The 20508-nt window shown below is 48.4% G+C and carries 22 protein-coding genes; 16 read left to right on the top strand and 6 right to left on the bottom strand.

From position 1 onward, the window contains the following. The first annotated feature begins 27 nt into the window (after nt 1–27). Genes FB479_RS19885 through FB479_RS19850 form a run of 8 tightly spaced genes read left to right on the top strand, consistent with a single transcriptional unit; the run spans nt 28 to nt 5688 of the window. Nucleotides 28–1164 carry a hypothetical protein gene (locus FB479_RS19885; protein ID WP_142066462.1) on the top strand — a complete coding sequence of 379 codons (1137 nt, stop codon included), beginning with the start codon at nt 28–30 and terminating at the stop codon, nt 1162–1164. 15 nt (nt 1165–1179) lie between these two features. Next, complete coding sequence (locus FB479_RS19880) at nt 1180–2034, top strand: hypothetical protein (protein ID WP_106652454.1); 855 nt, start codon at nt 1180–1182, stop codon at nt 2032–2034. 18 nt (nt 2035–2052) lie between these two features. Then, on the top strand, nt 2053–2775 hold the full coding sequence (locus FB479_RS19875) for a hypothetical protein (protein WP_142066461.1): 723 nt from the start codon (nt 2053–2055) through the stop codon (nt 2773–2775). Beyond that, a complete protein-coding gene (locus FB479_RS19870) occupies nt 2765–3211 on the top strand; it encodes a TadE/TadG family type IV pilus assembly protein (protein ID WP_232030593.1) in 447 nt (148 codons plus the stop codon). The genes FB479_RS19875 and FB479_RS19870 overlap by 11 nt, the downstream gene beginning before the upstream one ends. Then, nucleotides 3211–3879 carry a Tad domain-containing protein gene (locus FB479_RS19865; RefSeq protein ID WP_142066460.1) on the top strand — a complete coding sequence of 223 codons (669 nt, stop codon included), beginning with the start codon at nt 3211–3213 and terminating at the stop codon, nt 3877–3879. The genes FB479_RS19870 and FB479_RS19865 overlap by 1 nt, the downstream gene beginning before the upstream one ends. A 26-nt stretch (nt 3880–3905) precedes the next feature. Beyond that, nucleotides 3906–4106, top strand: a complete 201-nt coding sequence (locus FB479_RS19860) for a hypothetical protein (protein ID WP_255438466.1) — start codon at nt 3906–3908, stop codon at nt 4104–4106. A 32-nt stretch (nt 4107–4138) separates the two neighbouring features. Further along, entirely contained in the window at nt 4139–4339 is a 201-nt protein-coding gene (locus FB479_RS19855; RefSeq protein ID WP_142066458.1) for a hypothetical protein, read from the top strand. A gap of 35 nt (nt 4340–4374) precedes the next feature. Further along, nucleotides 4375–5688 (top strand): VWA domain-containing protein, encoded by a 1314-nt coding sequence (locus FB479_RS19850; RefSeq protein WP_106652459.1) that lies wholly within the window; start codon nt 4375–4377, stop codon nt 5686–5688. Between the two features lie 78 nt (nt 5689–5766). Here FB479_RS19850 and FB479_RS19845 read toward each other — a convergent pair whose 3' ends face one another. Further along, nucleotides 5767–6327, bottom strand: coding sequence for a hypothetical protein (locus FB479_RS19845; protein WP_142066457.1), 561 nt, complete (start codon nt 6325–6327; stop codon nt 5767–5769). Between the two features lie 207 nt (nt 6328–6534). Here FB479_RS19845 and FB479_RS19840 point away from each other — a divergent pair, with 207 nt between their 5' ends. Then, nucleotides 6535–7311 (top strand): DUF169 domain-containing protein, encoded by a 777-nt coding sequence (locus tag FB479_RS19840; RefSeq protein WP_142066456.1) that lies wholly within the window; start codon nt 6535–6537, stop codon nt 7309–7311. Here FB479_RS19840 and FB479_RS19835 read toward each other — a convergent pair. Beyond that, a complete protein-coding gene (locus FB479_RS19835; RefSeq protein ID WP_142066455.1) occupies nt 7308–7829 on the bottom strand; it encodes a DinB family protein in 522 nt (173 codons plus the stop codon). The genes FB479_RS19840 and FB479_RS19835 overlap by 4 nt on opposite strands. Before the next feature lie 65 nt (nt 7830–7894). Beyond that, complete coding sequence (locus FB479_RS19830) at nt 7895–8842, bottom strand: helix-turn-helix transcriptional regulator (RefSeq protein ID WP_106652463.1); 948 nt, start codon at nt 8840–8842, stop codon at nt 7895–7897. 144 nt (nt 8843–8986) lie between these two features. On the opposite strand from FB479_RS19830, the gene FB479_RS19825 reads away from it, so the two are divergent. The 5 genes from FB479_RS19825 to FB479_RS19805 are packed head-to-tail and all read left to right on the top strand — an operon-like array spanning nt 8987 to nt 15019. Beyond that, entirely contained in the window at nt 8987–9862 is an 876-nt protein-coding gene (locus tag FB479_RS19825; RefSeq protein ID WP_142066454.1) for a M15 family metallopeptidase, read from the top strand. A gap of 5 nt (nt 9863–9867) precedes the next feature. Beyond that, entirely contained in the window at nt 9868–10920 is a 1053-nt protein-coding gene (gene vanG / locus FB479_RS19820) for a D-alanine--D-serine ligase VanG (RefSeq protein ID WP_142066453.1), read from the top strand. 3 nt (nt 10921–10923) lie between these two features. Beyond that, nucleotides 10924–11697, top strand: a complete 774-nt coding sequence (locus FB479_RS19815) for a M15 family metallopeptidase (protein WP_142066452.1) — start codon at nt 10924–10926, stop codon at nt 11695–11697. A gap of 10 nt (nt 11698–11707) precedes the next feature. After that, on the top strand, nt 11708–13861 hold the full coding sequence (vanT, locus tag FB479_RS19810) for a serine racemase VanT catalytic subunit (protein ID WP_142066451.1): 2154 nt from the start codon (nt 11708–11710) through the stop codon (nt 13859–13861). 42 nt (nt 13862–13903) lie between these two features. Then, the gene (locus FB479_RS19805) at nt 13904–15019 is read left to right on the top strand and encodes a sensor histidine kinase (protein WP_142066450.1); all 1116 of its coding nucleotides are present in this window, start codon (nt 13904–13906) and stop codon (nt 15017–15019) included. A gap of 50 nt (nt 15020–15069) precedes the next feature. Here the strand turns inward: FB479_RS19805 and FB479_RS19800 are convergent, their stop codons facing one another. The 3 genes from FB479_RS19800 to FB479_RS19790 all read right to left on the bottom strand — a co-directional run bounded on the left by FB479_RS19800 (nt 15070) and on the right by FB479_RS19790 (nt 19281). Continuing rightward, nucleotides 15070–16185, bottom strand: a complete 1116-nt coding sequence (locus FB479_RS19800) for an aminopeptidase (protein ID WP_142066449.1) — start codon at nt 16183–16185, stop codon at nt 15070–15072. Between the two features lie 96 nt (nt 16186–16281). After that, a complete protein-coding gene (locus tag FB479_RS19795) occupies nt 16282–17481 on the bottom strand; it encodes an iron-containing alcohol dehydrogenase (RefSeq protein ID WP_142066448.1) in 1200 nt (399 codons plus the stop codon). 93 nt (nt 17482–17574) lie between these two features. Beyond that, nucleotides 17575–19281 (bottom strand): methyl-accepting chemotaxis protein, encoded by a 1707-nt coding sequence (locus FB479_RS19790; protein WP_142066447.1) that lies wholly within the window; start codon nt 19279–19281, stop codon nt 17575–17577. A 266-nt stretch (nt 19282–19547) separates the two neighbouring features. On the opposite strand from FB479_RS19790, the gene purC reads away from it, so the two are divergent. Both purC and purS read left to right on the top strand, forming a co-directional pair. Then, nucleotides 19548–20267 carry a phosphoribosylaminoimidazolesuccinocarboxamide synthase gene (gene purC / locus FB479_RS19785; protein WP_106652472.1) on the top strand — a complete coding sequence of 240 codons (720 nt, stop codon included), beginning with the start codon at nt 19548–19550 and terminating at the stop codon, nt 20265–20267. Then, nucleotides 20260–20508, top strand: a complete 249-nt coding sequence (gene purS, locus FB479_RS19780; protein ID WP_007717324.1) for a phosphoribosylformylglycinamidine synthase subunit PurS — start codon at nt 20260–20262, stop codon at nt 20506–20508. Before purC ends, purS begins: the two co-directional genes overlap by 8 nt.

Genomic DNA, 20508 nt, shown 5'->3' with positions numbered 1-20508 from the left:
CGAAATCTCCAAAAGGAGGTTTGTGAAGTGAGGAAATGGATTAGAGGCCCAATTGCAGCGGCTACCTTTGCTTTTCTGATTCTTTTGATGAATCTGCTTCCACTTGCGGCTCTGGCATCATCTGTTAACCTGCAAGCGCCGGATTACAATGCGCCAAATTGGCAGCAACCGAACATACAGGCGCCAAACTGGGAACAGCCGAACATGCAGGCGCCAAATTGGGAACAGCCGAATGTGCAGGCCCCGAACTGGGAGCAGCCGAATCTGCAGGCACCGAACACGCAGGCGCCGAACTGGCAGCAGCCAAATCTGCAGGCTCCAAACGTCAATCAACCGGACCTGCAAGCGCCGAATGTCAATCAACCGAACCCGCAAGCGCCAAATGCAACCGCCCCGACAACGAATATAGAAATGCAGCCACCTGGCGCAAACTCTGACGGTTCGAAACCGATGACGGAGACGCTGGAATACGGTGCAATCAAATGGACGTTCAAAGACGTAATGGGCGGTACGCTGGCATACAGCGCTGATTTGCTTATGAACGGCGAAGTAGATATGGCGACGGGACTTCGGGGCAAAGGCATGTTAATGGGAGACCTGGCAATAAAAGGCCTTGATTTAGCCTTCAAGAATACGCCGTATGCAGGTACTGTAACAGGCATGGGTGTCGATACACTCGACGGGATGAACGCATGGGCCAACTATCAGTTTGTGTTGGCGCAATTGCCGAATAACAGCTTCCGGGATATTTTCCAAGGCGGTCAGCTGACCAATTCGGCAAATCCATCCGGCGTTAGAATGCCGGGGATCGTGAAAGGTTTGAATGTTGGCGTAGCAGCCATCAGCCTTCCGTTTGATGTTATCGATACATTTGGAAGCTTTGGCATGGCATTTGATCCGAGCCAGAGTGAAGCCACACAAAATGAGAAATTTGTGGATGGCGTCGGTAATTTCGGCAGTGTACTGATGGATGCAGGGGTCATTGCTTCTGTCATACCAGGCGGGCAGGCCGTAGGTGGTGTGCTTGTTGTCACCGGTGCGGTTTTGTGGGGCTTGAGCAAACTCGTGAAGTACGCTGACAAGCTAGCCGGCGGAGCAATTACTCGTGGAATCCGAGATGGGGTCGGAAAAGCTGTTGGCTGGGTGAAATCCTTATTTGCGTAACGGAGGTCCTTTGCTATGAAAGTCGTGAATACACCACAGGTACAGGCTCAAATCGAGCGGCATAAGCGTTTTTTGGAGAGAACGGAGCTGTACAATTACCCAGCCTACGTAAACGGAGAATATTACTATCATGTAGCGTACTGGAAATGGGGGAAAAAAGACGCTGTCGGGTACTTGGTGCTGCGACCGGATGGTGAAGTAGTTCGTCGCAATGAAGCAGAGCCAGTGGTGAAATTGTTTTTGGTGCATGCACATGCGGGGCGCAAGATTAAGAACAATCTAGCCATTGATAAAGAAAAGCCGATCGAGATGTACCAGCAAAAATACGAGCATCTCAAAGCGCTGCTGCCCAGCTACCACGATAAGATGGATGCTGTGATACGGCAAGATGTGGAGAAGCTGATCGACGTTTGCGAAACCATGATCAAAAGCAGGGATCAACTGCGTGCCATTCATGCTCGTGGGATGGATCTGCTCAATCAGTTCTTTGCGCGCAACTACGTGATCGAGGGAGAAGAAACGGCGTTGCGCGATGTTTTATTTGAATCCGACTACATTTTGTATGATCGCATCCGCAAGCAGGTGTTGATCAAGGACTCAGTGGACCGACTGTATCAGTTTTTCCAGCCTAATCGAGTAGAACTGGATCGGGTGCAGGAGCAGAAACGAAAAAAGCTGCACGACTTGCTCTTGGCATACAAAGACAAAACGTTGCGAAATATTGCGGATGAATCTGTGAAAAGCTTTGAGACTCATACGATAGGGAAACATGAATCTTTCCATTCGGTTGAACAGTTGCGGGAAGCCCACGAGAGTCTAAATAAGACCATCTTGGAAAACGGGCTGATGGATAAACTGAGAAACCCTTAGCAGGAAAGGTGAGAGCATATGCATCCAATCAAAGAAAGCATTCGGTTTTACGCGCGAAACATCGAGTCCCTGCTGCTCTTGTCTGCAGTGCTCGTTGTGCCGTTTTTTCTTGTACACAACTTTACGCTTAACTTCCTTAACCTGCTCGCCGCCATCACGGGCGCAAAATTTGTAGCAAGCTTTTTCAACCTATTTTTACTTCTTCTGTTTTTGCTGATCCTCCAGATCCCTTTTGCCCAATATGTGCAAAGCGATTTGGACGGCGACGAGCGCCCGGTTCGAAAGGCATTTCGGGCTTTTTTCGAACACAGCTTTTCCGTGTTCGTTTTCGGGATCGTGTTTAGCTTTCTTGTATCCGCAGGAATGATGCTATTCATGATACCCGGTTTGATCATTCTGGTTTTGTTTTATTTGACGCCGTTTTTTGTGGTGCTGAAAAAACAATCAGCTTGGCGTTGCTGGCGAGGTGCCCTGGAAATGGGGAAAAAGCATTTCTTGCAAATCTTTGGCTTGCTGTTGCTAGTGAGCTTGGTGGAATGGCTAATCAGTTTGGCGGGTCTGTTCCTCGTCACGTCCATCACCTCGACCTTCGGAGCGGTTATGTTTATCGAGCTTTTGCTCAACGTGATTGTTCTTCCGTTTTTCGCGGTCATGTTCATGATGTACGTGAATAAGTGGAAAGAAGAAGCGGCAGGAGCAGAAGCTGCTGTGTCGGGAGGATTGCTGCTTGATGAGAGGTAGCTTGCAAATAAGCGCGAAAGGAGATGAGCGAAGAATGCGCCTGAAGAGGATTGTTACAAATGAAAAGGGCTCCGTCACCGTGGAGTTTATCGCCATACTGCCGTTCGTCTTTCTGATCATGCTGATTTGCTGGCAGTTTCTTGTGGGTGTCTACGGCGTAATCATCTCGCAGTCGGCAGCCAATGAGGCGGCGAAGGTGTATGCCATAACGGGGAATTCGGGAGAAGCCACGCAAGCTGCCAAAAACGTGGTGAATGCGGCAGGAGGCTACATTTCCTTTAAAGGGGCGGATATCTCAGGGGGAGTCGACGGATATTTTACCGCCAAAGTCGGCGTCCAGATGGAGCTGGGGTTTCTTCCTGACTGGCTCTATATCAAAGAGGAAGACCGATATATCTCCTTTGATCGGGAAATGACGAGCAGGGTGATGAACTAATGGTACGTATACTGCGTCACTTGCAAAATGAACGTGGAAATATGACGATCTTCACCCTGACGATTTACTGGTTTATGTTCATGCTGGTGTTTGTTGCGCTTTTCAACTTTTCGACCATTTTTGTAGACAAGGAGCAGGCGTCGAACAGTGCGCAGCAGGCGAGTATTGCGGCGGTGAAGGATATATATGATGAGATGGAAACGGCTATTAAAATATATGATTTGTCACCCAAACGGTATTATGACCAAAATTACCTCGGTCCCAGACTAGGAATTGCTAGGAGCCAGCTGAGAGCAGCGCACCCCGATTGGTCTCATAGCGAGATTGAATACGGTGCGATTGACTCGGTATTGAGCAGCGCATTGCCAGGCGATGTTGAGTTGCAGACTTATGTCTACGCTGGCTTGCAAACGGCAACAGCAAAAATTCCTGGAGTGGTTGCCAAAGTGCTATCGGATAACCATGCAACGCTCAGCGGTTCGTCCGTCCATTTGTTCAACAGTGACAATCGGATTGAAGTAACAACTTCTGTAAAGTACGAATCGGAATCGATGGGCTTTGACTTCATTCCTGCCTATTCCGAGCAAATCTACCAGACAGGGGAAAGCAGACGGATCGGTTTTATTGACGAAGTAAGCGGATGGGTGAATCTGCATATTCCTTTGTAGGCATGGCGAACAATGGAGGAAATGGCATGATGAGAAAAATTCAGAAAATGCAGCGGTTCTGGAATGTAATGACGGTGATCATCTATGGCGTTTTCCTGCCGCTGTCCTGTCTGTTCATGGCGTTGGGGGAAAAGCTCCCGTATGCACTGCTCTTTTTTATGTTTGCCCTTCCTTATATTGAACAGGCTGGCATGGACCATTTGCGCCGAAAAGAAATGAGTCGGTGATGATCAAGTGTATGAGGAGGAAGGTGTAGGCCATGTCCAGACAGGAGCGAAACTGGCAGCGCTTTTGGCGCTACATGATGATTTACTTTTACGCCCTGATCGTACCGGCTACGATCATCGGCGCATTTTATCGAGAAGAGTTCCCGTTGCAGCTGCTTATCCTCGCCATCGGTATGCCTTTTATTAAAAGAAACCATCTGGCGTTCATCCGAAAGAAAAACGCGGCGATCTGATCAACAGGGCAACTAGGCAAGGAGGATATGACCGAATGCGTAACAACAAAATGCGGATGTCGCTCTTAATCAACAGCATTCTGATCACGCTGCTGCTTACCGGCTGTTCACTGGGCGCAATAGGAGCAGGTACGGGGATCGGGCAAAATCAATGGCCGCAGACAACACAGGAATTGATTGCTTCCCAGCCCGGACCGCTTGCTGGCACACAATTTTTCCACGCAGCTTATCCACATCGAGCAGAAATCATACAGGTTCTGGATAAAATGCCTACTCTAGTCGACGGGATGAATGATGCTTACTTGGATTTGTACTGGAATCAACTGCTCACCCTGTTTGCCGAGGATTACCTCAGTCCCCAAATGGTTGTGGACCGTTGGAGAATGGCTTCGTATGGCAGTCCGGACATCGAGGACGCCCGCTTTCAGTTTCGGGAAAATTTCAACGTAGAAATCATCCTGGATGCAAGCGGAAGCATGGCCGGGAAAATTGGGGACAAAACGAAAATGCAGCTTGCCAAGGAAGCGATCAAGGAATTCGCGGAAGCACTGCCTGAAGAGGCGAGAATCTCGCTGCGCGTATATGGACATAAGGGCAGCAATGCAGATGAGCATAAACAGCTCTCCTGTGGAAGCAGTGAGATGGTCTATCCATTGCAAGCCTACGATGCGAAAGGTCTTGAGCAAGCACTTGACATGTTTGAGCCGACGGGCTGGACATCCATTGCGCACTCCTTGCGTCTCGCTCAGGAGGATTTGGCGGGATTCGAAGCGGATAAAAATACGAATGTCATCTACCTGGTCAGTGACGGTATCGAGACGTGCGATGGCAATCCAGTTGCAGTAGCCAAGGAATTGTCTCAGTCCAAAATTATGCCGTTGTTGAACGTCATCGGCTTTGACGTAAATGCAGAAGGGCAGAAGCAACTAAAGGAGATTGCCCACGCGTCAGAAGGGCTGTATGCAAATGTGACGAACCGCGAGCAGTTCAAGCAAGAGCTGGAACGTGCGAAAGAAATTGCCCAGAAGTGGGAGCAGTGGAAACGGGATGCTTTGACAGAAGCTGACGCTGTGCTGATCGACCGCAAAAAATGGGTGGATGCTTACGACCGGGACTGGTACGAGAAAAACTGGCGGGAGAGCCTGAACATCGGAATGGCGATCGAGCATTTGTCTGTGAGCGGCAAGATTGGCAATGAAGCGAGGGAGTACCTTACTGGGAAAAGGCAAGAAAGAGAAGCGTTGGCTACACAGTCCAAGGAGGAGCTTACCAATTATTTGGTGAGTCTCACAACCGAGACCTATCAGGAAATGAGAGAAGAAATTGAGGATAAATACAGCGGAAACTAACAGCAATGGGTTCTCCGTTGCAAAAGCGAGTGCTTTCGCAACGGAGAACCCACTGAAAATGGTAAGGGATAGGGTGCGTCAATCATACGTAAACGTAACGACCTGTTGCAGGCCTGGGTCCACTCCGATTGCCACGTCATTTAGGCCATCTGTGTAATAAAAGTAACGCTTGGCGTCATTGGAATGAGCGTCAGAAGCTTTCACCAATTGGAAGTCGTTCGTCGCAAGCAGGTTTTTCGAGCGGATGAAATCAGATGCCGTCTTTTCCAAAGCAGCTTCTGTCATCGTTTTTGTTGCCATTTCTCCGTTTATTCCAATAACGTCAATCGACAGGGAAAGGATTTGCTTTGACTTCGGTTCGATGATGGCGTGAAAGCCATGGACATCGCCACTCACAGGTTCACGTTTCAGTATGGCGTGAACAGGTACTCCTCTGTATACCGAATTGGTTGGGTCCTCCAGCGTGACTTCCCGATCAGTTGTATCAACATCCACCTGATAATATTGTCTAACAGCGGCTGCAGCGATTTGCGCCGCTTCTTCTTTTCCGAGCCCTAGCACTGCATCTGGTGAACTGGAGGAGCATCCCATTAACAAAAGGACGAGAAGCGCCGTGCCCAGCCATGCGAACTTTTTCATTGTGAACCCTCCAGCCATCCCAAGTAATACGTGTAATCTTTTCTTATCCTAACAGGGATTGTTTCGACTCCCTATCGAATAACCTTTCCATTACCTTACGATGTTGTAAGCTTTGAGAAAAATGTAGGGAGTGACAGGACTTTGGGTAAAAAAGACGAAAAATTCGGAGTATGAGCAGTGTATATGAAAAACGAGGGGGCAAATGGAATGAACGCCATCGAGCTGAACCAAGCACTTCAAATGTATGTGAGGACAGAGACTTTTCCCGTAGGAATTAGCATCCAAAAAGAAGAAGCCGCTCTGCCGTCAAAGGCAAAGCGACCTGTCCGTGATCTCGGTTATCCGATTACCATTTGCCAAGCTGTCGGTTTTTCACGGCGTTATGGCTGGAGTATCGCGATGAATGGAGCCGATCTGTCCTGTCCAATCGCGCAGGTGGCTTTTGGCTATGAAGAGCAGCCTGCGTTTTATACAGAGGGTCATCTTGCCTGTGGGATGTATACAGATTCATTGGAAAATGGGGCGAAAAGCGAGCTGGATGTCCCGAAATTTTCAGCAGAAGAAAGCGGGTACTACGTATCGTTTCCGCTGGAGCGGGCGGAGATCGAGCCGGATGTCGTCGTGATTTATGGCAATGCGGCACAGGTCATGCGATTGGTGGCGGGGATGCTGTACAAGCGCGGTGGATCGATTCCTTCCACCTTTTCCAGTCGGGCCGATTGCGCAGACATTGCAATCAAGCCGATTCAGACGGGAGAACCGCAAGTAATCGTACCGTGTTATGGCGACAGATTGTTTGCCCAGACACAGGATCATGAGATGGCCTTCAGCTTTCATTTTCGCGATGCTGCTGAGCTGGTGGAGGGATTGATAGGAACGCAAAAAGGCGGAATCCGCTACCCGATCCCGTCCTTCTTGCGCTATCAGGCAGAGTTTCCGCCGACCTATCAAAAGCTTGCGGGGATGTTTGGAGAAAAAAACTAACCCTTCAGTCGGTTAAGCTGGAGCAGGTGATGGCGATAGTGCATTTCTACGACGGCGAACCATTCCTTGGCCGTCAGCGGACCGAAGGCTGGGTGAGCCACCGTGTGATGCGCAGGAATTTCGTCCAAAGTCGGTTCCAGCTCTTTCATTTGTGCGAGCACGCTGATGAGTCCATCACGCAATTGTTCCTTGTTCTCCGGTTGTGCAGGTGTGTACGCCGGGGAGGCAGGGACTTTCACGCGAACGGGAGGCAAGGAGCCTTGAGCAAATATCGCCTGCCCGATCTCGGATTTTTCGGCACCTGCTTCTGTGACAGCAGGGCCTCCTTGTCTACACTTCTCGATACTTCCTATTTGAAAATACCGGGCAGATTGGATCAAGTGAAGGTACATTTGACCGATCGACCATTCCTCTTCACTTGGTTTTTGCAAGAGTTGTTCCATAGTGAAGCCTTCTAATTCTTGCAGGTAGTGGTTTGTCACGTCTTCAAATTTGTTTACGATTTCTTTTGTATTCATGGGCGAATCAGCTCCTCTTGGTTTTCTTGCTTTTATCATATGAAAACGCTACTGACAGCAGTATGTCAGTAGCGTTCGAATAATTTTTTTGCTTCTTCGCGTATTCGGCTACGCAAGGATTCAGGCGAAAGAACAACCGCATCTGCCCCCAGCCCAAGTACCCAAGATAATATTTCTTCAATTTGTCTGACGCGCAATCTGACGAGAAAGCCGTCCGGATGCTCCGTAATCTCTTCGATAAAAAAATTGCCTGATTCTTTTACCCGATCAGCGATAGCTGCACTGATGACGATCTGCACTTCCAGAGACCGATCGTCGAGAGGCTTGTAATCATCAAAATTGAAATGGTCAGGGAGGATAAAGCGGTCTTCCAATACGATCAGTCCGCTCATGCGCGACAGGCGGAATCGACGAATATCCTGTCGCAGATCGCAATGAGCGAGTAGTATCCAGGAGCCACGAACCAGCACCAGACCATATGGAGCAACGTCACGCACTGTTTCACGATCGTCACCCTCCCCAGGCGTGCCCCTCCGATAGCGGAACCGCACCTTTCGCTCGTTGATGATCGCATCGTGGAGGAGTTGCGCATGCGCTTTTTCCTGTTCGCGGAGATTGTTTGCTCTGGGGCTTATGAGGCGAAAGGTTGAACGAATACGTCTCGCTTGTTCGCCTACATCCGCAGACAGGATCGCTTCTACTTTGCGCTGTACGGCTCTTGCGCTATTGCCAAAGTTTTGGTCAAATGCTTGCTCGACCAAGTCTGCTCCGATCAAGAGTGCAACGGCTTCTTCTACCGAAAAGCTGACGGGCGGCAGAAAATACCCTTCCATTAACGAATAGCCCTGACCCGGTGCCCCAACGATGGGGACGCCTGCTTCGCTCAATGCCTGCATATCACGATAAATCGTTCGGACGCTCGTCTCGAAGGTCGCGGCCAAATCTTCTGCGCGCAACGTACCTTTTCGCTGCAGCTCCAGAACGATTGCCAACAGACGGTCTGTTTTGTTCATGCTATGCTTCTGACCTCCTCTCTATCCAGCTAAGCAACTTTATAAAAATGAGCGGACATCTTTAAAATTATTTTATATTTACCCTACTTTTTATTTTAACAGTTTTCCCTATCCTACATGTGTAAGTGAAGGAGGAAGCTGCGAATGAAAAAGAGGGTTTTTTGGCTTGTCATTTTATTGCTGTTTGGATATATCGTTTTTCAAAAAATAGCAGATCGACCACCTAATGTTGAGGGACATATGGAAACAGTGGATGAGGCTACCGGTGTGGAGTACCAATCGATACAACTAGCAAAAGATCAAATTTATCAGGGAGACCTTCTCTTGGTCAATAAAGACTATCCGGTTCATGAGGCAGGGGTAAAAAACGATGTGATTCGGCTGTCTGAGCATGAAGAGCTGGTACAAGGCTATCGTTTGCTCGATCACAGAATCGAAGTGTCAGAGCGTGTAGCCAAAGTATTTTTGGAGATGGTCGAAGCTGCGCAGCAAGATAACGTGAGCCACTTTATCCTGAACAGCGGTTATCGAGGCATGGAAGAACAAGAGAAGCTGTATGAAGAAATGGGGCCAGCGTACGCGATGCCGAGCGGTTACAGCGAACATAATGTAGGCTCCGCGCTGGATATTGGATCGACGCAAATGAAAATGGAGCACGCCCCTGAAGGCAAGTGGCTGGAAGATCATTCGTGGAAATACGGTTTTATTTTGCGCTACCCAAAGGACAAGGTAGCCATTACAGGAACGGTATTCGAGCCTTGGCACTTCCGATATGTCGGCTTGCCGCATAGCGCGATCATGAAGCAAAATAACTTTTCGCTGGAAGAATACCTGGATTACCTAAAAGACAAAAGAAGTATCTCCGTGACAAACGATGGGAAGATCTATGAAATTAACTACTACCCTGTCGACGAAGAGATGACGATCAAAGTACCGATTTCGAGCAACTATGAGATTTCGGGTGACAACATGGGCGGCGTGATTGTTACAAGCTACGTGAACGAAGAAAAGAAGGAGTGAATCTAATGAAGAAATTGACTGTCGCGATTTTGTTTGGGGGATGTTCCTCGGAGTATGAAGTATCCCTTAAATCAGCGAGTTCGGTGCTGGAAAGCTTGTGTCTGGAAAAGTACGAGGTGATTTTGCTAGGAATTACGAGGGAAGGGCAATGGCTGCGATATACCGGCAACATCGAAAGCATTCGGAATGACAGTTGGCATCAAAGTGAGAAGTGTGTACCAGCTTTTCTCTCTCCTTGCAGACAGGTGAGGGGAATTGTTGCGCAGGAGAACGGTGCCATGACGGTCACAAAGGTTGATGTGGTGTTCCCGATTTTGCATGGCAAAAACGGAGAGGATGGAACCTTGCAAGGACTGTTGGAGCTGGCCGGAATCCCGTTTGTCGGTTGTCATACGCTATCCTCTGCGATTTGTATGGATAAGGATATCGCTCACACGCTGGCGGAAAGCTCCGGTATCAAAACGCCAAGATCCGTTACCGTTTATTCGAATACTGATCTTGCAAATGTTCAATCTGCTACCGAAGCACTGGGATTTCCTTTGTATGTCAAACCGGCAAAGGCAGGGTCTTCCATTGGGATTACGAAAGCATACAGCCCATCAGAATTGGCTTTTGGTATAGAAAACGCCCTGCTGCATGATGACAAAGTAGTCATCGAGGAAAACATCGCGGGATTTGAGGTGGGCTGCGCGGTACTCGGAAATCGTGAGGTCATTGTGGGGGAAGTGGATGAGATCGAATTGCTTCAAGGCTTCTTCAATTACGCAGAAAAGTATTCATTGGCGACTGCCCATATCCATGTCCCAGCAAGAATTGACGCCGAACTCGCTCATAAAATCAAGCAAACAGCCACCCATCTCTATCAGGTTTTTGGCTGTCGTGGCTTCGCTCGTGTGGATATGTTTGTCACACCAGACGGAGACATCGTGTTTAACGAAGTGAATACGATCCCCGGCTTTACCTCGAAAAGCAGGTATCCAAACATGCTGCGTGCTGCGGGAATTTCCTATAAAGAGCTTCTAGATACGTTGATTATGCTAGCGTTGGAGGAGGACTAACTGATGACACAACCTCATGTCTTTACGGTTACTTTGAACAGCGACAATTTGCATCACGGCCATCTGATATTGGTGAATCGCCAGTACCCGATCCGCTGGCAAACAGACGACGGTATCCTGCTGAACCGCATGCGGCTGATTGACGGTGCACACAACAATATGATGCTGGAACGCACGGCTGCGAAGATGTTTGCCAAGCTGCTGAAAGCATGCAACGCAGAGCATACAATCGTGCCTGTCAGTGGCTTTCGCAGCAAGGCCGAACAAAAGGATATTTATGATCAATCCTTGCTCGAAAATGGACAGGTGTTTACCAGTCAATTTGTAGCGCGGCCGAATGAAAGCGAGCATCAGACAGGGCTTGCGATAGATGTAGGGGAGAAAAAGGAAGTAATCGATTTTATTTGCCCCTCTTTTCCCGATCATGGCGTATGCCGAATGTTTCGCCAACGTGCCAGCCAATATGGGTTTATCAAACGCTACGACAAAGACAAGGAACAGCTGACAGGGATTTCGGATGAGCCTTGGCATTTTCGGTATGTGGGCTATCCGCATGCTGTATTGATGGAAAAGCTCCAGCTTTGTCTGGAAGAGTATATCGAGTATGTGAAAAACTACGAATTCCATAAGGAGCATTTGCTAGTGGATGATGAGAGCATTGAAATCTACTATGTAAAAGCTACCGATACAGTTACGCACATCCCAGTTGTGGCTGGTGAGAGCTACGAAATATCGGGCAACAACGTGGATGGATTTATCATTACGGTGTTTCATTAGGAGGCACGTAATGAATAAGGGTAATGAAAAGCAGTATGGTGGGCTCGATCGATTCCGAATCATTGCGGCGATCCTTGTCATCGCAATCCATACTTCTCCGCTGCTGTCTATAAGTGAATGGGCTGACTTTACACTGACACGAACAATAGCCAGGGTTGCAGTTCCTTTTTTCTTTATGTGCACAGGATTTTTCTTCTTGCAAAAGCTTGGCACAGATCCCAACAGAAATTCGTCTATGCTGAGGCAGTTTTTATGGAAAGTAGGAAAGCTATATTTGCTTTCGATCCTTCTCTATCTTCCTGTGAATGTGTATGCAGGGTATTTTACAGATGGATTTACCCTATTTTCAGCAGTGAAAGACCTCTTGTTTAACGGGACCTTGTATCATCTGTGGTATTTCCCTGGCATCATGCTGGGGGTCTGTATCAGTACTTTTTTGTATACAAGACTATCGACTTGGAATACGTTTTGGGTGACTTTGCTGCTGTATGGCATCGGGCTATTCGGAGACAGCTACTTTGGCTTGGCACAGATGAGTCCGTATGTGGACAGTATCTACCAATCGATGTTTACCCTGTTTGATTACACGCGGAACGGTATATTTTTTGCCCCTGTGTTTATTGTCATAGGAGGGATGATTGCCAATACCCGCAGGCGGAAAAAGAAAAAGGTCTCACCGTATGCCATCGGACTTGGTTTGTTCGGAAGCATGCTTGTAATGGAAGGCTTGCTTTTGCACGCTTATCAGCTGCAACGCCATGACAGTATGTATATTTTTTTGATACCGTGCATGTATTTTCTCTTTCAACTACTATTGTTCTGGAAAGGAAAAAATCGCCCAGCCTTACGAAAGCTGAGCTTGTATGTGTATGTCATCCATCCGCTGTGTATTGTGCTCATTCGTGGAGCGGCCAAAGTAACGGGACTGACAGGGCTGTTTGTTGAAAACAGCTTGGTGCATGTTACACTCGTCACGGTGCTGTCGTTTGTTCTTTCTGTGATGGCGATGAAGGTGATCCGGCGCTTTCAAGGTGAGAAACCGGATCAAACAGGACGAGCATGGGCTGATATCCATCTTCCTCATCTCCAACATAATGTCAGGGAAATTCAGCGAGTGCTCCCCAAGGATTGTGCGATGATGGCAGTCGTAAAGGCGCAGGCATATGGCCACGGCGGATGGCAAATCGCGAGGTTCTTAAACAAGCTCGGGATTAATCACTTCGCAGTTGCCACCATCGATGAAGGAATCGAGCTAAGGAAGAAGGGCGTAAAAGGAGAAATCCTGATTCTCGGCTATACCGATGAACGACGGATACGCCAAATCGCCAGTTTCAGACTGACGCAAACCGTCGTAGATGACGAATATGCCCAAAAACTGAATAGCTACAATGTGAAAATCCCTGTTCATATCAAGATCGACACGGGGATGGGGAGACTCGGGGAATCTTGGACACACACGGAAAAAATAGCGTCCATGTATCGATATAAAAATTTGCAGGTAGGCGGTACCTTCACGCATCTGAGTGTCGCTGACAGTTTAGTAGCTTCGGATATCGAATACACGAAAAATCAAATCGCCCGTTTCCAGAAAGTGATCGAACAGCTGAAAGAAAAGGGGATCGATCCACAGAGGCTGCACGTTCAAAGCAGTTACGGCGTGCTGAATTACGGGGAGCTGCAATACGATTATGCTCGGATTGGGATCGCTCTCTACGGAATGTTGAGTAAGCAGGGAGACAAGGTAAAAACAAACGTCGACCTACGACCTGTGTTATCACTGAAAGCAAGAGTTGTGCAGGTGAAACAGGTGGAAAAAGGAGCATATGTTGGCTATGGACGCGCCCACACAGTGCTGAAAGACAGCAAGATTGCCATCGTATCCATCGGATATGCAGATGGGGTTCCGCGCATGCTGTCACAAGCGGGCGCTACCTGCCTGATCAGAGGAAAAAGAAGACCGATTATCGGCACTGTCTGCATGGATCAACTTATTGTAGATATTACAGATATGGAAGAGGTGCAAAAACGGGATGTAGTGACCTTTATCGGCAAAGATCAAGAAGAGGGGATCACTGCCGAGGAAATGGCCCATCAATGTAAAACCATTACGAACGAGCTGGTAAGCCATTTGGGAGAACGTGTCAAAAGAGTCTATCAAGATTGAGCCCTGGACGAAAACGAGTATAGGGAGTGGTTCATTTTTTCCATGGTGAAGAGGAGACATAGCTTTCGTTCTAAAATGCTTGGGCTTCTTGGGCTTGGCATGCTTTTGGCCAGTATCGTAACCTATCTGCTCTATAAAGTGCTCCAGTTTTACTATAGGGCGGGGGTTAAGTACGAAGATCCGCTCGCTCAGGTTCGCTATTTCATCAGGGAGATAGGGGATATTAATTTCTTTTTGATTGTCTTTGCTCCCATTGCGATCTTGTTTTTCTATCTCCTGACCAAACGGTATGCGGGCTACTTTCGGGAGATTTCCACCGGGATTCATTATCTCGCCAGTGGAGACTTTACACGGCATGTCCATATTCCATCCAATGATGAGTTCGCAGATATCGCCAAGGATATTAATCTGGCAAGTGAAATGCTGCAAAAGGCGGTAGAAAGAGGAGATTTCGCCGAAAGCAGCAAGGATCAGCTAGTTTTGAACCTGGCCCACGATTTACGCACACCGCTGACATCCGTTTTGGGATATCTGGATCTCATTTTCCGAGATGAGCAGATGCCACAAGAACAAATGCGGCATTATGCAACGATTGCTTTTACCAAGTCGCAACGATTGGAAAAGCTGATTGATGAGCTCTTCGAAATTACGAGAATGAATTACGGCATGGTCAACATCGAGCAAAAGGTCATAGATTTGAGTGAATTGCTTGTCCAGTTAAATGATGAGATGTATCCTTCCTTTGAGAAAAATGAGCTGGTCGCGCGGTGTACGATTGCTGCTCAATTAGTGATCGTGGGAGACGGAGAGTTGCTGGCGCGCGTATTCGAGAATATCCTGACCAACGCGATACGCTATGGGGGCGATGGCCATTTTATCGATTTGAACGCTTATCGTGAGGGAGATGAAGTGGTTGTACAAATCATGAATTACGGTGACCAGATACCTGAGGAGGCGCTGCCGCATATTTTTGAAATGTTTTTTACGGGCGACAAAGCGCGAACTCATCTAGGAGGAGGCACAGGACTCGGCTTGTTTATTGCAAAAAATATAGTTGAGAAGCATCGGGGAACGATTTCTGTTCAAAGTGATTTGATTCGTACATGTTTTGAGGTCAGGCTGCCAAACGGAAGCAGGGGCTATCCAGAAAGTCAGTGAGTACGACTTTCTAGATAGCCCCTTTGCTAGTACGGCTTGATAGATTTCATTTAAATCAAATTCTCAGGGTTCAAGCCTTCCAGCTCTGGCAACACAAAGCGCCCGTCTTTTCTGATCAGCACATCGTCAAACCAAATTTCGCCGCCGCCGTATTCAGGGCGTTGGATTTGGACCAAGTCCCAGTGAACAGAGGAGCGGTTGCCGTTGTCTGCTACTGTGTAAGCATTCCCTGGCGTGAAGTGGAAGCTGCCCGCGATTTTTTCGTCAAACAGGATGTCCAGCATCGGGTGGAGGATGTGCGGGTTGAAGCCGATCGCGAATTCTCCGATATAGCGTGCGCCCTCGTCAGTGTCGAGGATGTCGTTCAATGCTTTGGTATTGGAGCTGGTTGCTTCCACGATTTTACCTTCTTTGAAAGTGAACTGAACATCATTGAAGGTAATGCCGTTGTAGATCGATGCCGCGTTGTAGAAAATCGTTCCTTCCACGGAATCGCGCACAGGAGCGGTGTATACTTCGCCATCCGGGATATTGCGTTTGCCGTCGCATTTGATGGCATTGATTCCTTTAATGGAGAAGCGCAGGTCCGTTTTTGGGCCGACGATGCGTACGCGATCGGTGCGCTCCATCAGCTCTTTCAACGGAGTCATCGCAGCGGACATTTTCGCGTAGTCCAGATTGCAGACGGAGAAGTAGAAGTCCTCAAAGCCCTCGAGACTCATTTTGGACAGCTGCGCCATCGACTTGTTCGGGTAGCGCAGTACAACCCAGCGTTTGTTCGGAACGCGCTCGTTCGTATGTACAGGTTGATACAAGACGCGAGCGTAAATGCCCATTTTGTCTTCCGGTACGTCGGCAAACTCGTTGATGTTGTCGTAAGCACGGATGGCGATGTAAGCGTCCATATCCTTCATCCGGTCATACTCGTATTTTGCCATCAGGGCCATGTGTTCTTCGCTGGTGCCTTGATAGAGTGCACGCATGATTTCCTGGTCTTTCAAGGTGACCAAAGGCAGAGCCCCAACTGCAAATGATTCACGCACAAGTGCACGAACGAGTTCAGGTTGCAGGCCTGTATTTTCGATCAGAACTTTTTCGCCTTTTTGCAAATTGAGTGAGTAACGGACGAGACGGCTTGCCAGTTCATTAATGCGTGGATCTGCCATAGGTAGTAACCTCCGTAGTAAAATAATTTTGATTAATGATTAATTTGTATTATTACACAACTGAACGAGGGCTCGCCAGTGTGTTTGATGCTTCGATTACAGGCAAGCCTCGTAGATCGCGATCACATCGGATTCATTCAATTTTCGTGAGCTAGGCAGATACCCGATACCGCGTCCGCCGATGCGAACCGCTTCTTCAGCCATTTGTGCCAGCGATTGTTTGGTCACGCCGAAGTCAGACAGACGTTCTGTGATTCCCATGCGCTCATACCAACCGCGAACGGCTTCAATCGTTGCTCGTGCTGCTTCGCCCTCGTCCTCCACGGTAACGCCAAAACAATGACGTCCCATACGGGCTAGTCTTTCGGGACGGTCTTGCAAAATCACCTGTTCGAAATAAGGAAGGGACAGGATCGCCAGTCCACGACCGTGAGCCATATCGTAGATCCCGCTCAGCGGATGTTCAACTCCGTGCAACGGCATACCAGCACCACGACCGCCAGCAGCGAATGGACTGATGCCCAGCGTGCTCGCCCACAGAAGGGTGGATCGTGCTTCTGCATGGTCTGGTTGCTGGATCGCTGTGATGGAGTGCTCGACGACGAGACGAATGAGTGTTTCGGAAATCCCGTCCTGAACGTGGGTTCCTTCCGCGCTGATCAAATAGTTCTCAAACAGATGGGAAAAGATATCGGCGCAAGATTCCGCTGTGACGCGAGCCGGAACGGTAAAGGTTACAGACGGATCAAGAATGGCAATCTTCGGGTAAAGTGCTGGGCCGTTGATCGATGATTTTTCATGCGTGTCCCAATGAGTCAGGACGCTGATATGGTTTGCTTCCGAACCTGTAGCGGCTACTGTCGGGACGGTCATGATCGGCAGTGCTTCCTGAACGGGTACTAGCAATTGACCAGAGCCGCTCGGATTTCCCCGCATGTAATCGTAAATCGGACGTCCGGAAACGGCTGCCGCCGCAATCGCTTTGGAGGCATCCATCACAGAGCCGCCACCGATAGCCAGGATGAAGTCACATTGATGCTCACGAGCAAGAGCAGCTCCGGCATCAACCGTTGTCGTACGCGGATTCGGTTCGATTTTGTCAAAAACAAGATACGCCACTTGAGCTTCCTGCAATAGAGCCTTGGCGCGGTCCAAAAGTCCTGTACGTTTGGCCGCATTGCCGCCTGTAACGAGCAATGCTTTTTGGCCCATCGATTTTGCTTCTTGGCCCAAACGCTCCAGTTCGCCTATGCCAAAGTAAATTTTGGTAGGAAAAGACACTTCAAATGGAAACATCTGAAATTCCTTCTTTCACGTATTGGTTGTACCACTGACAAGTTTATCATAAACAAAAGAAAAGAGCCTGCCCGAGGGGGAGGCTCTGCTCGTTCATGCAACGCGAAAGCGATCACTGATTTCTTGCAGCCGCTCAGATAAGGATAGCAGCTCTGTTGCCAATTGACGTGATTTTTCAATGGAAGTGAGCTGTTCGCGCGAGGCGACCAGCATTTCTTCTGTGCTGCTTTTGGTCTCTTGGGAAATGGCAACAAATGAATCCAATGCCATGTCAACGGTGTGCAAGCCTTCGGTAATGTCGGATAACCCCTCGTTTGCTATATGCAGCTCTCCCGTTGTCTGATCGACAGCTTGTCGAAGCTCAAGAAAAGCAGAGGCAGCGTCTGAGAGCTTTTGCAGGCTTTGCTGAAGCTGTTCGGATGCTTGTGAGGTTTCGGAGGAAATCTCATAGGTTTGTACTTGAACAGCGTCCATCAGCCGCGTGATTTCTAATGTGGCATTTTCCGACTCGCTGGCAAGCTTGGCTACCTCGTTGGCCACGACAGCAAATCCGCGTCCATATTCTCCGGCACGGGCCGCTTCAATACTTGCATTTAAAGCGAGAAGCTTGGTTTGCTTCGCCACGTTTTGGATCAGATGAACAACATCTCCAATGGATTCTGATTGTCGGCGCAGTTCAGTCATGCGGGTGTCGACCTGTGCGTACGTGTGGGAGAAGCGGTTGATCATCGTGTTCAAATCATCGATACGATTTTGTCCATTGTGGGTGACTGTCTGCATCTTTTTACCTGCTTCAATCACAGAGAAAATACGTGCAAAAAGTCCATACATCGATTGCTTTATGTGCTGAAAAGAGGCGCTGGCGCCATTTGTTGAGGCAGCCGTTTGTACGACGCCTTGATTGACTGTATCGAGACGCAGAGACAGCATCGACGAACGATTGCCTGCTTCATCGGCTGTTTGCCTGATTGCGATGCCTCCTTTGTTCAGTTCTTCAATCATGAGTTGGATCTCGGCAATAATCTCACACATTTGCTCTACCATGTGATTGAAGCTGTTTGAAATCCCACGAATCTCTGGACCCTCGTTTTGCAAAAGGGATCGATGGGTGAGATCACCCGAGCTGACTTTTTGCATTGCCGCAATCAACGTCTGAAAAGGGGCGGTTATCCCCTTCACAACCAGCAAGCACAGCAACAAAGAAAGGACCAAGCTAGCGAGAATGGTCATTACGATTATTTTGGTTATTTCATGGAGAGGACCTAGATAGGACTCTTGCAAAACGTCTATGACGTAAATGTAGCTCTCTTCAGGAGAATGCGTAAAGGCCAGGGTATGTATGTGATCATCGACAGGGACATGAATCACGCCGAAGCGTTCTGCTTCCATCCGTATCGCGATATCTTGCGGGATTTCAATAGCGCCCGTTGTCACTTTTTCAATGGGATGAAAGGCTCCATTTTTGACCAGATATTGCTGGAGTATCAAGCCTTCCTGAGACAGATTGCTTTCTTGCTGTTGCAATTCGTATTGAAGGCGCTTTTGGTAGGCTTGATCGTCGCTAGCGAAAGTGAACTTCAATAGCGAAATTTTTTCGGTGGTCTTGTCCGTCTCTGAGTCAAGGCGGGACTCCATTTGCGAAATCATCACCTGTTTTGCCTGGGTGTAAAAGGTCCAGCCAATCATGCCAGAAGAAATGAGCAGGATGAATAGAAGTGGGATCGTCAGCTTGGTACGGAGCCGCACTTGCCTGTGTAAGCGAGAAAAGGGAGTGAGTAAATGGCGAAAGATAGCGTGCATCTCCAGTTGCCTCCTGATAAGTGGATGGTCGAAAAGTCCCGAGACTAAGGACTATTGTACTCAGGAGATGTAAAGCCAGTATGGAGAACATGTAAACGAATGTTAACATCTGCCTTTCGAAAAACATGCAGTAAATCCCGAACGTTTGTCGAAGTGTATTCCAGCATTTTTCGTTGATAAATGCGTATGTTTGTGTTTTAATGTAGTTGAAACGTTCGTGAATTAACCGAAACTCAACCTTTTTGACTGGGAAGGTGACTCCTACGGTGGAAAAACAGGAACAACTCTACGAAGGTAAGGCAAAACGAATTTATCGGACATCTTTGCCTGATCAGTACTGGGTAGAGTACAAAGACGACGCAACAGCATTCAATGGAGAGAAACGGGCGCAAATCACCGGAAAAGGTGAGCTGAACAACCGCATTACGGCAATCTTTTTCACCATGCTGAAGGAGCGGGGCATCGACAATCATTTTGTCCGTCTGCTGTCCGCCACAGAGCAGGTTGTTCGCAAAGTGGAGATTATCCCTTTGGAGGTAGTCGTTCGCAATATCGCAGCAGGCTCATTGGCCAAGCGTCTTGGCATGGAAGAAGGGACGGTGCTCCCGCAGCCCGTTGTCGAGTTTTACTACAAGGATGACGCACTGGGAGATCCATTGGTGAATGCCTCCCATATCAAAGTGTTGGGGATTGCGAGCGAGAGTGACCAAGCGACACTGGAACGCATGGGTCTTGCTGTAAACGAGGTCCTCGTGCCTTACTTGCGCGAGCGCAACATTACCTTGGTCGATTTCAAACTGGAATTCGGAAAAACAGCGGACGGGGAGATTCTCCTCGCCGATGAAATATCCCCGGATACATGCCGTTTCTGGGATTCGGTAACGAATGAAAAGCTCGACAAAGACCGCTTCCGCCGCGATTTGGGCAATGTGGAGGAAGCTTACAAAGAAATGCTTATGAGACTAGGAGGAGACGTACATGTTTAAAGCTGTTGTTTATGTAACATTGCGCGAGAGTGTTTTGGACCCGCAAGGACACGCTGTAAAAGGTGCTCTGCACACCTTGGGTTTTGATGAAGTAAACAATGCGCGTATCGGGAAGTACATGGAGCTGGAATTGAATACTTCTGACCGTGCGCAAGCAGAAGAGCGTGTACGTGAAATGTGCGAAAAGCTGTTGGCCAATACGGTGGTAGAAGACTATCGCTTTGATATCGTGGAGGGCTAA

The organism is Brevibacillus sp. AG162 (genome assembly GCF_006715575.1).
In the GTDB taxonomy this organism is placed as follows: domain Bacteria; phylum Bacillota; class Bacilli; order Brevibacillales; family Brevibacillaceae; genus Brevibacillus; species Brevibacillus brevis.
The sequence above is the reverse complement of the archived record's forward strand: the minus strand, read 5'-3'. Positions and strand labels throughout refer to the sequence as shown.

Coding starts and splice junctions, on each gene's coding strand:
- FB479_RS19880 (WP_106652454.1), top strand. CDS start 1,180: ATGAAAGTCGTGAATACACCACAGGTACAGGCTCAAATCGAGCGGCAT.
- FB479_RS19875 (WP_142066461.1), top strand. CDS start 2,053: ATGCATCCAATCAAAGAAAGCATTCGGTTTTACGCGCGAAACATCGAG.
- FB479_RS19870 (WP_232030593.1), top strand. CDS start 2,765: ATGAGAGGTAGCTTGCAAATAAGCGCGAAAGGAGATGAGCGAAGAATG.
- FB479_RS19865 (WP_142066460.1), top strand. CDS start 3,211: ATGGTACGTATACTGCGTCACTTGCAAAATGAACGTGGAAATATGACG.
- FB479_RS19860 (WP_255438466.1), top strand. CDS start 3,906: ATGATGAGAAAAATTCAGAAAATGCAGCGGTTCTGGAATGTAATGACG.
- FB479_RS19855 (WP_142066458.1), top strand. CDS start 4,139: ATGTCCAGACAGGAGCGAAACTGGCAGCGCTTTTGGCGCTACATGATG.
- FB479_RS19850 (WP_106652459.1), top strand. CDS start 4,375: ATGCGTAACAACAAAATGCGGATGTCGCTCTTAATCAACAGCATTCTG.
- FB479_RS19845 (WP_142066457.1), bottom strand. CDS start 6,327: ATGAAAAAGTTCGCATGGCTGGGCACGGCGCTTCTCGTCCTTTTGTTA.
- FB479_RS19840 (WP_142066456.1), top strand. CDS start 6,535: ATGAACGCCATCGAGCTGAACCAAGCACTTCAAATGTATGTGAGGACA.
- FB479_RS19835 (WP_142066455.1), bottom strand. CDS start 7,829: ATGAATACAAAAGAAATCGTAAACAAATTTGAAGACGTGACAAACCAC.
- FB479_RS19830 (WP_106652463.1), bottom strand. CDS start 8,842: ATGAACAAAACAGACCGTCTGTTGGCAATCGTTCTGGAGCTGCAGCGA.
- FB479_RS19825 (WP_142066454.1), top strand. CDS start 8,987: ATGAAAAAGAGGGTTTTTTGGCTTGTCATTTTATTGCTGTTTGGATAT.
- vanG (WP_142066453.1), top strand. CDS start 9,868: ATGAAGAAATTGACTGTCGCGATTTTGTTTGGGGGATGTTCCTCGGAG.
- FB479_RS19815 (WP_142066452.1), top strand. CDS start 10,924: ATGACACAACCTCATGTCTTTACGGTTACTTTGAACAGCGACAATTTG.
- vanT (WP_142066451.1), top strand. CDS start 11,708: ATGAATAAGGGTAATGAAAAGCAGTATGGTGGGCTCGATCGATTCCGA.
- FB479_RS19805 (WP_142066450.1), top strand. CDS start 13,904: ATGGTGAAGAGGAGACATAGCTTTCGTTCTAAAATGCTTGGGCTTCTT.
- FB479_RS19800 (WP_142066449.1), bottom strand. CDS start 16,185: ATGGCAGATCCACGCATTAATGAACTGGCAAGCCGTCTCGTCCGTTAC.
- FB479_RS19795 (WP_142066448.1), bottom strand. CDS start 17,481: ATGTTTCCATTTGAAGTGTCTTTTCCTACCAAAATTTACTTTGGCATA.
- FB479_RS19790 (WP_142066447.1), bottom strand. CDS start 19,281: ATGCACGCTATCTTTCGCCATTTACTCACTCCCTTTTCTCGCTTACAC.
- purS (WP_007717324.1), top strand. CDS start 20,260: ATGTTTAAAGCTGTTGTTTATGTAACATTGCGCGAGAGTGTTTTGGAC.